Here is a 14,763-nt window from a genome sequence, read left to right on the forward strand (position 1 = left end):
ACTGGCCGACCGGCCGACCGGGCTGTGCCCGACCCGCCGATCAGGGCCGCGATCAGGACCGCGATCAGAGGCGCGATCAGCGCCGCACTGATGCGATTTCTGTCAGCCATTCGTCGACATGCCGAGCAGTCGAATCCGCAAACTGTTCCAGCATCGTGAAGTGATTCCCCTGGATGTCCAGAACGGTGTGCGGAACTCCCCACGGCGGCGGCATCTGTTCTCCGTCCCGGCCGCGCAGGAAGAGGGCGGGTGTGGTGATGTCCGGAGGACTCCAGCCGGAGAAGATGCGGAAGTATCCGCCCATGGCGACCAGGCGTGTGTAGTCCACGTCCACAAACTGCGTGACGCGGTCGAAGATTTCACTTGTCAGCGCGGACGCGACAGGTGCGATGCCGTCGTCCGGGAGATAGGCGTCCATGGTCACCACCGCTTCCGGACGGACGCCTAGACGCTCCAGATGACTCGTCACCGCGTAGACGAACCATCCGCCCGCGGAATGCCCGGCGAGCGCAAAAGGCGCGCCGTCGGTGAACCGGACGATCGCGTCGGCGAACATGCGGGTCACCGCGCCGATTCCGGACGGCAGGGGTTCGCCCTCCAGGAACCCTGGCGCAGGAACGTACCAGACGTCTCGGTGTCCGTTCAGTCCCGCCGCGAAACGTGAGTACTGGTACACGCTCGACACGGCGGCGACGGTGGGCAGGCAGATGAGGGCGGGCCGTGTTTCGCCCCGGGCGAGTGCTTCACCTTGGGCGCGCGCTTCACCCTGGGCGAGCCGGACGAACGTCGGCTCCGGGATGTCCGAGGGGTCCGTGAAGGCGGGCCGGAAGAAGGAGGCCGCCGAGAGCAGGGCCATGGACTCCTCGATGCGGCGGGTGTCGTGTCCGATCCAGAACAGGGATTCGACGGTTTCGGTGGAGGTGCCGCCCCTGGTCTGCTGCTTCTCGCTCCCCGTACTGCGCTGCTGTCCGGTCTCGGCACTCCCTGCGCTCCCGGCCCCGGCTGCCGCGGCGGCAGGGGCCGGCTCGTCCGGCGTGCCCGCCTCGGCCGTCAGGCGGGTCGCGAGGTGATCGGCGAGTGCCGCGGGGCTGGGCTGGTCGAAGATGAGCGTTGCCGGGAGGCGCAGGCCGGTGACGGCGTTGATCCGGTTGCGGAGTTCGACGGCGGTCAGCGAGTCGAAGCCGAGGTCGCGGAACTCGGTGTCGGCCGGGACCAGATCGTCCGGGAGTGCGCCGTCCGCGGCTGTGACGGCGCTGGTGGGGTGGCCGAGGACGGCGGCGGCATGGGTCCGTACGAGTTCCAGGAGGAGACCGGTGCGCTGCGCGGGGATGGTGAGTCCGGCCAGGCGCTCGCGCAGCGTGGCGGGGGTGTCGGTCGCGATGCCGTGGTCGGCGGACCGCCGGGCCGGGATGCGGATCAGCCCGTGCAGGATGCGCGGCAGGGCGCCGGCCGTGGCCTGTGCGTGGAGGGTGGCCGCGTCGAGCCGGGTGGCGAGGAGCAGCCCGTCACCGAAAGGGCCGAGGCGATCCGCTGTGTCGAGGAGCGCGAGTCCCTGTGCGTTGGACAGGGGGAGCAGGCCGCCGCGGGCCATGCGCGCGAAGTCGGTGCCGGCGAGGTTGCGGGTCATGCCGTCGGCCTCGCCCCAAAGGCCCCAGGCGAGCGACCGGCCCGGCAGTGCCTGGGTGTGGCGGTGCTGCATCAGGGCGTCCAGAAAGGCGTTCGCCGCGGTGTAGTTGCCCTGTCCGGGACTGCCGAAGGAGGCGGCGGCCGAGGAGAAGACGGTGAAGGTGGTGAGGCCGGCGTCGCGGGTCAGGTCGTGCAGGTGCGCGGCGCCGAACGCCTTCGCGTGCAGGACGGCCTCCATGCGCTCCGGAGTGAGCGAGGTGAGGATGCCGTCGTCGACCACACCGGCCGTGTGGATCACGGCTTTCAGGGGGTGCTGCGCGGGCACTTGGTCGAGGAGCGCGGCGACGGCCGCCCGGTCCCCGATGTCGCAGGCCGCGACCGTGGCCTCGGCGCCGAGGCCGGCGAGTTCGGCGACCAGGTCGGCGGCGCCGTCCGCGGCCGTGCCGCGGCGGGTGGCCAGCAGCAGGTGCCGTACCCCGTGGGCCGTGGCGAGATGACGGGCGACGAGCCGGCCGAGGACGCCGGTACCGCCCGTGATGAGGACCGTGGCCTCCGGGTCCCAGTCGGCGTCGGTGGTGCTCGGCTGTGGCTGCCGGACGGGCACTCGTGTCATCCGCGGGATGCGGACGGCACCATTTCGCAGGGCGATCTGCGGTTCCCCGGCCAGCAGGGGAAGGGCGTTGCGGGAGGCGTCGGTGTCGTCGGTGTCGGCCAGCAGGAACCGGTCGGGGTTCTCGGTCTGCACGGAGCGGACCAGTCCCCAGACGGCGGCGTGTGCGAGGTCGGACACGGGCTCGTCGGGGGTCGCGGTGACCGAGCCGTGCGTGAGGAGGGCCAGGCGGCAGGCCGCGAGCCGTTCGTCGGCGACCCATTCCTGGAGCAGGGCGAGGACGCGGGTGGTGGCTTGCCGGGTGGCGTCGGCGAGGGCGGTGGAGTCGGCCGGGGCCGAGCCGGCCGGGGCGGAATCGGTGAGGGCGGAATCGGTGAGGGCGGAATCGGTGGGGGCGGATGCGCCGTCCGGCTCGCACGAGATGACGACCATGCCCGGTGCCGGGGCGCCGGCCGCCAGGGCTTCTGCGAGAGCCGCCGGGTCCGGGTAGGCCTGCCAGGAGGCGCCGTTGCGCTCCAGGACGGCGGCCGTCCGCCGGGCACCGGGGCCGATTAGGGCCCAGTCGGCTGTCCGTGCCGGTGTGGTGGGGAGGTGCAGCGGCCGCCATTCGATGCGGAAGAGGTGGTCGTGGTAGCCGGTGCGCGCGGCCTGGAGCTGCTCGGCGGAGACGGGCCGGAAGGCGAGGGACCCCGCGGAGATGACGATGCGTCCCGATGCGTCGGTGGCCAGCAGTCCGACCGCGTCCTCGTCCGTGCGGACGGTGAGACGGACGTGCAGGGTGGAGGCGCCGGAGGCGGCGACCGTGACGCCGGTCCAGGAGAACGGCAGCCAGCCGTGTCCGTCGGCGGCGGCATCGCCCTCGTGGCGCAGAACGACCGGGTGCAGTGCCGCGTCCAGCAGGGCCGGGTGCAGGGCGTACCGGGCGGCGTCGGCCGCCTGTCCCTCCGTGCTCTCGGGCAGGGTGACGACGGCGAACACCTCGTCCCCGCGCCGCCAGACCTCGCGCAGCCCCTGGAACACCGGCCCGTATCCCAGGCCGGCGCCGGCCAGCTGCTCGTACCAGCCGTCCAGGTCCACCGGTGCTGCGTCGGCGGGCGGCCACGGTTCCTGTGTGTGCTCCTCCGCGGGCCGGGCGGTGCCGGTCAGGACGCCGGTGGCGTGGCAGGTCCACTCGGTGCCGGTCGCCGCCGCGGACGAGGACGACAGTCCGTCGTCTTCGCGGGCGTACAGGGCGAAGGTGCGCCGTTCGGGCTCCTCGGGCGTCTGGGGGCCCTGGGGTGCCCCGACGGAGAGTTGCAGGATCACCGAGCCCTGTTCGGGAAGGACGAGCGGTGTCCGCAGGGTGAGTTCCTCGACGGTGCCGCAGTCGACCTCGTCGCCTGCGCGCACGGCCAGTTCCAGGATGGCCGTGCCGGGCAGCAGGACGGTACCGAAGATGGCGTGGTCGGCCAGCCACGGGTGTGTGCGCAGGGAGAGACGGCCGGTGAAGAGGAGTTCCTGCGACTCGGCCAGTGCCACCGCGGAACCGAGCAGGGGATGCCCGGCGGTGCCGAGCCCCGCTGCCGACAGGTCCCCCGGGTGGCCGGCCGAGGTGTCGACCCAGTAGCGGTGGTGATCGAAGGCGTAGGTCGGCAGGTCGAGGTGGCGGGCTCGATCGCGTTCGGGCAGGGCGGCGGGCCAGTTGACCGCCGCCGCTCCGTGCGTATGCAGCCGGGCCAAGCCGGTGAGCAGGGTGCCGGGTTCCGGGCTGTCCGGCCGTAGGAGCGGGATGAGCAGGTTCTCTTGCGGGGTGCCGGTGTCGTCGTCGGCGGGGTGGCTGTCGGCGGTGGCCTCTAGGCATTCCTCGGCCAGTGCCGACAGGGTCCCGTCTGGGCCCAGTTCCATGAAGGTGCGGACTCCGTCGGTGTGCAGGCGGCTGATCGCGTCGCCGAAGCGCACGGTCCGCCGTACCTGCCGGACCCAGTACTCGGGGTCGCTCAGTTCTCCCGCCGCCACGATGTCGCCGGTGAGCGTCGACACCATGGGAATGGCTGGTTCGCTGTAGGTCAGCGAGGCCGCGACCTGCTGGAACTCCTCCAGCATCGGGTCCATCAGCGGTGAGTGGAAGGCATGCCCGGTTCGCAGGCGCTTGACTCTCCGCCCGCGCTCGGCGAACCAGTCCGCCATGTTCCCCACCTCGTCCTCGGCGCCGGAGAACACCACCGAGGCGGGTCCGTTCACGGCCGCGACCGACACCCGGGCTTCCCGGCCGTCGAGCGCCTGTCGCGCCTCGGCTTCGCTCGCCCGTACGGCGACCATGGCGCCGCCTGGTGCGAGCTGCTCCATCAGGCGCCCGCGGGCCGCCACCAGGCGGCAGGCTGCTGCCAGGGGAAGCACCCCGGCGACGTGGGCGGCCGCGAGCTCGCCGATCGAGTGCCCGGCCACGAAGTCCGCGCGCACGCCGAGACGTTCCAGGTGCCGGAAGAGCGCGACCTGGACGGCGAACAGCGCCGGCTGGGCGTACCGCGTACGGTCCAGAACATCCGCGGCATCCGCGACATCCGCAAGATCCGCACTGGCGTGGATCAGCGGGCGCAGGGGCTGGTCCAGGTGACCGTCCAGTTCCGCCAGTACCTGGTCCAGCGCGTCCGCGTAGGCCGGGTGAGCCGCATACAGCTGACGGCCCATTCCCACGCGTTGCGTGCCCTGTCCGGCGAACAGCATGGCGGTCTTTCCGCGCCGGCGGCCTGAGTGGCCGCCACGCGGGCCGACCGACCCTTCGATCAGGCCGTCCGCCGACCGGCCCTCGGCCAGCGCGTCGAGGGCCTGAAGGAAGCCGTCGCGGTCCTCGGCCACGACGACGGCCCGGTGATCGAACACGGACCGCTGTGCCGCCAGGGCGTGCGCCACGTCGGCCGGCCGGGCATCGGATGCCCTGGCAGCGAACTGCCGCAACCGTCGCGCCTGGCCCCGCAGCGCTCGCTCGGACTTGGCGGAGAGCAGCCACGGGATGGGCAGGAGGGCCGGCTTGTCGGACATGGCGTCGGCGACGCACTCCGGTTCAGCCGACTTGTCGGACACGGCCTCGGCGACGCACTCAGCCGACATCTCGGACATGGCGTCGGCGACGCACTCCGGTTCAGCCGACATCTCGGTCACGGCGTCAGCGACGCACTCCGGTTCAGCCGCCTCCTCTTGCGGCTCGGTGAGGTCCGCCGGTCCGGTGGCGTCGACCACGTGGGGCGCCTCGACCGGCGCCTGCTCGACGATGACGTGCGCCTCAGCCGGTACCGGCTCACTGATGACGTGCGCCTCGACCGGCGCCTGCTCGATGATGACGTGGGCGTTGGTCCCGCTGACTCCGAACGCGGAGACGCCCGCGCGCCTGGGCCGGCCGTTCTGCTGCCACGGTACGGGCTCGGTGAGAAGCCGGACGCCGCCGCTCGACCAGTCGATGTGGGGGGAGGGTTCGTCGATGTGCAGGCTGGTCGGCAACAGTTCGTGGTTCAGGGCCATGACCATCTTGATCACACCGGCCACACCCGCGGCAGCCTGCGCATGCCCGATGTTCGACTTCACCGACCCCAACCACACCGGCCGCTCCCCCGAACGACCCTGCCCGTACGTGGCGAGCAACGCCTGCGCCTCGATCGGATCACCCAACGTCGTACCCGTCCCGTGCCCCTCCACCACATCCACATCCGCCACGGACAACCCCGCACACGCCAACGCCTGCCGAATCACCCGCTGCTGCGACGGACCATTCGGCGCCGTCAACCCATTCGACGCACCGTCCTGATTCACCGCACTCCCCCGCACCACCGCCAAAACCCGATGACCACGACGTTCAGCCTCGGACAGCCGCTCCACCAACAGCACACCCACACCCTCGGCCCAGCCGACCCCATCGGCCCCCGACCCGTACGCCTTGCACCGGCCGTCCGGCGACAGACCCCGCTGCCGCGAGAACTCCACAAACGCACCCGGCGTCGACATCACCGTCACACCCCCCGCCAACGCCAGCGAACACTCCCCCGACCTCAACGCCTGACACGCCAGATGCAGCGCCACCAACGACGACGAACACGCCGTATCCACCGTCACCGCCGGACCCTCGAAGCCGAAGGTGTAGGAAAGCCGCCCGGAGACGACGCTGTTGGAGACGCCGGTGAGCGCGTACCCCTCGTGGTCCTGGGTGCCGCGGCGCAGGAGCTCGGCGTAGTCCTGCTGCGAGACGCCGGCGAAGACACCGGTCGTGGACCCGTGCAGCGTGGCGGGGTCGATGCCCGCCCGCTCCAACGCCTCCCAGGACACCTCCAGCATCAACCGCTGCTGCGGATCCATCGCCAACGCCTCACGCGGACTGATCCCGAAAAACCCCGCATCGAACTCCGCCGCACCCTGCAAAAACCCACCACACCGCGTGTAGGACGTACCCGCCCGCCCCGGCTCCGGATCATAGAAAGCCTCCACGTCCCAACCCCGGTCGACCGGAAACTCCCCCACCGCATCCCGACCCGACGCGATCAACTCCCAGAAATCCTCCGCCGACTCCACACCCCCCGGAAAACGGCACGCCATCCCCACAATGGCAATCGGCTCGTCGACATCCACACGCGGTGCCGGGGCCCGAAGGGCAAGGGCAAGGGCAGTGCCGGTGGTCGGGCTTCCGCCGCTCAGCTGCTCGTGGATGTGTGCCGCGAGTGCCACCGGGCGGGGATGGTCGAACACCAGGGTCCTCGGGAAGCGCAGGCCCGTGGCGGTGTTGAGGCGGTTGCGTAGTTCGACGGCGGTGAGGGAGTCGAAACCGAGGTCGCGGAAGGCGCGCTCGGGCACCACCGCATCGGCGGTGCCGTGTCCAAGGACGGCCGCGGCATGGGTAAGGACCAGGTCCAGCACGGTCTCGGCCTGTGCGGCGGGGTCGAGTCCGGCGAGGCAGTCGCGCAGCATGCCGCCGCGCACGGTGTCCACCGCCTCCGACAACTGACCACCCCACTGCCCAGAGACCCCGGAACCCCGCGGCGCCCCCTCCACATCCAGCCAAAAGCGCTCTCGCTCGAACGCATACGTCGGCAGCTCCACCCCGCAACCACCAGCGACCCCGCGACCAACACTCCCGAACACACCGGACCACTCAACCGCCACCCCACCCACGAACAACTCGGCCACGGACATCAGGAAGCGTCGCAAGCCGCCTTCGCCCCGGCGCAGAGATCCGACGACCAGGCTGTCCAAGTCACCCATCTCGTCCAGGGTTTCCTGCACACCGACCGCGACGGCCGGATGCGGGCACGCCTCGATGAAGACGGTGTGGCCGGCGCGGACCAGCGCCTGTGTCGCGTCCCGGAAGCGGACGACCTGGCGCAGGTTGCGGTACCAGTAGTCGGCGTCGAGTTCGGTGCCGTCGATGCGTTCGCCGGTGACGGTGGAGTAGAAGGGCACGTCGCCGGTCCTCGCGCGGATGGGGGCGAGGAGTTCGAGCAGCCGCCCCTGGATCGCCTCGACCTGCGGGGAGTGCGACGCCCAGTCGACCATGAGCCTGCGGGCCGGTACGTCTTCGTGTGACAGCTCCTCCACCAGGGCGTCGACCGCTTCCGGCTCCCCGGAGACCACGGCCGAACGCGCCCCGTTCACGGCGGCGATGACCAGACGGTCGCCCCATGTCGCAAGACGCGGCTCCAGCTTCTCGACCGGCAGACCGACCGATGCCATCGCCCCCTGCCCGGCCAGTGCGGCCAGCGCCTGGCTGCGCAGGGCGGTGACCCGGGCGGCGTCGTCGAGGGAGAGTGCACCGGCGACGTAGGCCGCTGCGATCTCGCCCTGCGAGTGCCCGGCCACCGCGTCCGGGTGTACACCGTACGAGCGCCAGAGCGCCGCCAGCGAGACCATCACCGCGAAGAGGACGGGCTGGACGACATCGACGCGTTGCAGAGGGGGTGCGTCCGGTGCGCCGCGCAGGACGTCGAGGAGAGACCAGTCCAGGTACGGTTCGAGGGCTTGGGCGCAGTCGGACATCTGCTGGGCGAAGACCGGTGAGGAGCCGAGGAGTTCCTGCGCCATGCCTTCCCAGTGGGTGCCCTGTCCTCCGAACAGCATGGCGATCTTTCCGTCGGCCGCCGGTCCGGCCACACCCTGTACCACCCCCGCGGTGGGTGCCCCCTCGGCCAGTGCGTCGAGTGCGTGCAGGAACTCGTCGCGGTCCTCGGCCACGACCACCGCACGATGCTCGAACACCGACCGCTCCGACACCAAAGCCCGCCCGACCCCAGCCGGACTCACCCCCACACCATCCGCACCCCCACCAACCGCCACAACCCCACGCAACCGACGCGCCTGCCCCCGCAACGCCAACTCCGACCGCGCCGACACCACCCACGGCACCACCCCCGAACCCGACACCACCCCCGGACCCAACTCCTGCAGCCGGCCCGCACCCCCATCCGCGCCCCCGGACGCCTCCTCCAAAATCACATGCGCATTCGTCCCACTCACCCCGAACGCAGACACCCCCGCACGCCGCAGCCGACCCTCCACCCCCGGCCACTCCACCTCATCCGCCAACACACGAACCGACCCACTCGACCAATCCACCTGCGACGACGGCTCATCCACATGCAACGTCCGCGGCAACACCCCCGCCCGCAACGCCATCACCATCTTGATCACACCCGCCACACCCGCAGCAGCCTGCGCATGCCCGATGTTCGACTTCACCGACCCCAACCACACCGGCCGCTCCCCCGAACGACCCTGCCCATAAGTGGCGAGCAACGCCTGCGCCTCGATCGGATCACCCAACGTCGTACCCGTCCCGTGCCCCTCCACCACATCCACATCCGCCACGGACAACCCCGCACACGCCAACGCCTGCCGAATCACCCGCTGCTGCGACGGACCATTCGGCGCCGTCAACCCATTCGACGCACCGTCCTGATTCACCGCACTCCCCCGCACCACCGCCAAAACCCGATGACCACGACGTTCAGCCTCGGACAGCCGCTCCACCAACAGCACACCCACACCCTCGGCCCAGCCGACCCCATCGGCCCCCGACCCGTACGCCTTGCACCGGCCGTCCGGCGACAGACCCCGCTGCCGCGAGAACTCCACAAACGCACCCGGCGTCGACATCACCGTCACACCCCCCGCCAACGCCAGCGAACACTCCCCCGACCTCAACGCCTGACACGCCAGATGCAGCGCCACCAACGACGACGAACACGCCGTATCCACCGTCACCGCCGGACCCTCGAGCCCCAGGGTGTAGGCGACGCGTCCGGATGTGACGCTGCTGGACAGGCCCGTCATGGCGTAGCCCTCGAGGTCCTCGGTGGCCCGGCGCACGAGGTCGGCGTAGTCCTGACTGCACATGCCGGCGAAGACACCGGTCGTGGACCCGCGCAACGTGGCGGGGTCGATGCCCGCCCGCTCCAACGCCTCCCAGGACACCTCCAGCATCAACCGCTGCTGCGGATCCATCGCCAACGCCTCACGCGGACTGATCCCGAAAAACCCCGCATCGAACTCCGCCGCACCCTCCAGGAAACCGCCCCGGCGCGTATACGACGAACCCGCCCGCCCCGGCTCCGGATCATAGAAAGCCTCCACGTCCCAACCCCGGTCGACCGGAAACTCTCCCACCGCATCCCGACCCGACGCGACCAGTTCCCACAAGTCCTCCGCCGACTCCACACCCCCCGGAAAACGGCACGCCATCCCCACAATCGCAATCGGCTCGTCAACGTCGACACGCGACGCCGGGACCGGAGGAGCAATGTCACGCTGGCCGCCCGCGCCCTCCTCCAGCTGTTCCTTGAGGTATCCGGCCAGCGCGGAGGGAGTGGGGTAGTCGAAGATCAGCGTGGTGGGCAGGAGGAGCCCGGTGACGGCGTTGAGGCGGTTGCGCAGTTCGACGGCGCTCACGGAGACGAAGCCCAGGTCGCGGAAGGCTCGCTCAGGGCGTACGGCGGTGGGGGTGCTGTGTCCGAGCACGGTCGCCGCGTACGTACGGACCAGGTCGAGAAGCGCACGTTCCTGCTCGGCGGTGTCCATGGCCTTGAGCCGTGCGGAGAACGAGTCGGGGGATGCGGTGGCGGTGTCGAGTCCGGTGGTTTCCCGGGCGAGGCGTGCTTCGGGGATGTCGCTGATGAGGGGCGAGAGTCGGGAGCCGGGGAGGGAGTTGGCGGTGAATCGGTCCCAGTCGATGTCGGCGACCGTCACACAGGTCTCGTCATGGTCCAACGCCTGGCCCAGTGCCACCAGCGCCGTCTCCGGCGTCATCGCCGCCAGACCCCGACGCCGCATCTGCCCCACGGCCCCCTCCGCCATCCCCCCACCAGCCCACGGACCCCACGCCACCGCCAACCCCGGCAGGCCCTCACCACGCCGGTGCCGAACGATTGCCTCCACATACGCGTTCGCCGCCGCGTAACTCCCCTGTCCCGCCGGCCCGAACGTCGCCGCAGCCGACGAGAACACCACGAACCCCGAAAGATCCGCCCCCCGCGTCAACTCATGCAGATTCCAGGCCGCCAGCGCCTTCGCCCGCAGCACCCCCGTGACACGCTCGGACGACAACCCCTCCAACACCCCGTCATCCACAACTCCCGCGGCATGCACCACCACACCCAGCGGGCACTCCGCCGGAACGGCCGACCGCAACACCTCCGCCAACGCCTCACGGTCCGCCGCATCACACGCCACCACCGACACCCGCGCGCCCAAGCCCATCAAGTCCGCTCGGAGTTCTTCGACTCCCTGGGCGCTCTCCCCGCGTCGGCTCACCAGCAGCAGGTGTTCGGCGCCACGCCGGGCCATCCACCGGGCGACGTGCGCACCCAACTCGCCGGTGCCTCCGGTGACGAGTACGGTGCCGCGGGGCCGCCACTCCCGCTCCGCGACGGCCTCCTCCAACGGCGCCCGCACCAACCGCCGCACAAACGCCCCCGAAGACCGCACGGCAAACTCACTCTCACCCCCTCCCCCCACACCCGCCAGCACACCTACCAACCCATCGACCACCCGCTCATCCACGAGCTCCGGCACATCAACCAGCCCACCCCAGCGGTCCGGTGCCTCCGCCCCCACCACACGGCCCAGCCCCCACACCACACCCGAGGCCGGCCCCCACACAGCATCCCGGCCCCCCACCGACACGGCCCCGCCCGTCACACACCACAGCCGCGCCCCCACGCCCACATCACCCAGCGCCTGCACCAACCCCACAGACGCCACTCCCGCCTGCACGACGCCACTCCCCCAGCCCACAAGGGAGACGACACCGCCGACAGCCTCACCATCGACCGCCTCACGCAGGTGGCCGGCCAACACTTCCCTGCTCACACACCCCGCTTCCACCTCCACCCGAACCACTCGCGCCCCACACCGCTCCAACCCCTCCGCCACCACATCAACCGGGCCCGCCTCGCCCTCGGACACCACCAGCCACGCGCCCGACAGCCCCCCTACACCACCGCCCGAAACGGGTCGCCACACCTCCCGATAGCGCCACCCGTCCACCACTTCACGCTCGTGCCGTACCCGCCCCCATTCCCCCAACGCCGACACCACCGCACCCAGCGACGCCCCCTCATCCACCCCAAGGAGCGATGCCACCACCCCCGCATCACCACACTCGACCGCCTCCCACAACGGACCACCCCACATCCCGGAAACCCCGGAACCTCCCGCAGATCCCTCCTCCACGTCCAGCCAAAATCGCTCCCGCTCAAACGCATACGTCGGCAGCTCCACCCCGCATCCATCACCGACCTCGCGAGCAGTCCCCTCGAACACACCGGCCCACTCAACCGCCGTCCCAGCCACGAACAACTCCGCCAGGGCGGTCATGACCGACCGTGCCTCCGGCTGGTCCGGCCGCAGGGCGGGGATGGCGCGGGCCGGTGCACTGAGCGAGTCCTGTGCGAGGGCCGACAGCGTGCCGTCGGGGCCGATTTCGAGGCAGGTGGTGACGCCCTGTTCCTGAAGCCATGAGATGCCGTCCGCGAAACGGACCGTGCTGCGGGCGTGTTCGACCCAGTAGTCCGGGGTGCACATGGTCTCGGCGGGGAGGGGCGCGCCGGTGACGTTGGAGACGACGGGAATCCGCGGGGCGCTGAAGGTGACCTGCTCGGCCGCGCGGCGGAAGTCGCCCAACATGGCGTCCATGTGCGGCGAGTGGAAGGCGTGGCTGGTCCGCAGCCGCCGGGTGCGGCGGCCTCGTGCCGCCCATTGCTGCGCGAGGTCCAGGACCGCGTCCTCGTCCCCGGAGAGGACGATCGACCGCGGCCCGTTCACCGCGGCGTGCGCGACCCGGGATGCGTATTCGTCGGGCAGCGGGAGGATCTCGTCCTCGGACGCCTCGATGGCCACCATGGCTCCGCCGGACGGGAGCCCTTGCATCAGGCGGCCTCGTGCGACCACCAGTGCCACCGCGTCGGCAAGGCAGAGCATCCCGGCGACATGGGCGGCCGCCAGTTCACCGACGGAATGGCCGAGGACGTAGTCGGGCGTCAGACCCCAGGTCTCCAGCAGCCGGAACAGCGCCACCTCGAAGGCGAACAGGGCGGGCTGGGCGAAACCCGTGTCCTCGATCAGCCGGCCTTCGGGAGAGTCCTGCGGTGCGAAGAGTACGTCCCGCAGCCCAGGGGCACCGGGGTCGGTGCGGGCGGTGTCGGCCTCCGCGCAGATCTCGTCGATGGCCTGGGCGAAGACGGGGTACGCCTCGTACAGTTCGCGGCCCATGCCTGCGCGCTGGGTTCCCTGCCCGGCGAAGAGTACGGCGAGTTCGCCCGAGGTGGTTCGTCCCTCGACGACGCCGGGCACGGGGCGGCCGCCGGCCAGTGCGTCGAGTGCGTGCAGGAACTCGTCGCGGTCCTCGGCCACGACCACCGCACGATGCTCGAACACCGACCGCTCCGACACCAAAGCCCGCCCGACCCCAGCCGGACTCACCCCCACACCATCCGCACCCCCACCAACCGCCACAACCCCACGCAACCGACGCGCCTGCCCCCGCAACGCCAACTCCGACCGCGCCGACACCACCCACGGCACCACCCCCGAACCCGACACCACCCCCGGACCCAACTCCTGCAGCCGGCCCGCACCCCCACCCGCGCCCCCCGACGCCTCCTCCAAAATCACATGCGCATTCGTCCCACTCACCCCGAACGCAGACACCCCCGCACGCCGCAGCCGACCCTCCACCCCCGGCCACTCCACCTCATCCGCCAACACACGAACCGACCCACTCGACCAATCCACCTGCGACGACGGCTCATCCACATGCAACGTCCGCGGCAACACCCCCGCCCGCAACGCCATCACCATCTTGATCACACCCGCCACACCCGCAGCAGCCTGCGCATGCCCGATGTTCGACTTCACCGACCCCAACCACACCGGCGTGTCACCGGCCCGCTGCCCGTACGTGGCGAGCAACGCCTGCGCCTCGATCGGATCACCCAGCGTCGTGCCCGTCCCGTGCCCCTCCACCACATCCACATCCGCCACAGACAACCCCGCACACGCCAACGCCTGCCGAATCACCCGCTGCTGCGACGGACCATTCGGCGCCGTCAACCCATTCGACGCACCGTCCTGATTCACCGCACTCCCCCGCACCACCGCCAAAACCCGATGACCACGACGTTCAGCCTCGGACAGCCGCTCCAGCAGCAAAATCCCCACGCCCTCGGACATGCCGGTGCCGTCGGCAGCCGACGCGTACGCCTTGCACCGGCCGTCCGGCGACAGACCCCGCTGCCGCGAGAACTCCACGAACATGCCCGGGGTGGACATGACCGTCACGCCTCCGGCGAGGGCGAAGGAGGACTCACCGGTGCGCAGTGACTGGCAGGCGAGGTGCAGTGCCACCAGCGACGACGAGCACGCCGTGTCGACCGTCACCGCGGGGCCCTCGAAGCCGAAGGTGTAGGCGACGCGTCCGGACAGGATGCTTCCCGCGTTGCCGTTGCCCAGGTAGCCGGCCAGGTCGTCGGGGACCGAGAGCAGACGGGTCGCGTAGTCCTGGGACATGAGGCCGGCGAAGACGCCCGTCCGGCTGCCGCGCAACGTGGCGGGGTCGATGCCCGCCCGCTCCAACGCCTCCCAGGACACCTCCAGCATCAACCGCTGCTGCGGATCCATCGCCAACGCCTCACGCGGACTGATCCCGAAAAACCCCGCATCGAACTCCGCCGCACCCTCCAGGAAACCGCCCCGGCGCGTATACGACGAACCCGCCCGCCCCGGCTCCGGATCATAGAAAGCCTCCACGTCCCAACCCCGGTCGACCGGAAACTCCCCCACCGCATCCCGACCCGACGCAATCAACTCCCAGAAATCCTCCGCCGACTCCACACCCCCCGGAAAACGGCACGCCATCCCCACAATTGCAATCGGCTCCTGCTCGCCCGATTCAATCTGCTGAAGTCGACGCCGCACATTGAGGAGATCGGCAGTAACGCGCTTGAGATAGTCGCGGAGCTTTTCCTCGTTAGCCATGGACCGGTCTCCTCGACAAGAGAAATCGGAAATTAAAAAAC

General features: G+C 70.6%; 1 protein-coding gene. It reads right to left on the reverse strand.

Annotated elements, in window-relative coordinates:
• Positions 1-76: 76 nt before the first annotated feature.
• Complete coding sequence (locus GTY58_RS40480; protein ID WP_010982381.1) at positions 77-14,722, reverse strand: type I polyketide synthase; 14,646 nt, start codon at positions 14,720-14,722, stop codon at positions 77-79.
• Positions 14,723-14,763: the final 41 nt, after the last annotated feature.

Source organism: Streptomyces sp. SID5469 (assembly GCF_009862865.1).
In the GTDB taxonomy this organism is placed as follows: domain Bacteria; phylum Actinomycetota; class Actinomycetes; order Streptomycetales; family Streptomycetaceae; genus Streptomyces; species Streptomyces avermitilis.

Coding starts and splice junctions, on each gene's coding strand:
- GTY58_RS40480 (WP_010982381.1), bottom strand. CDS start 14,722: ATGGCTAACGAGGAAAAGCTCCGCGACTATCTCAAGCGCGTTACTGCC.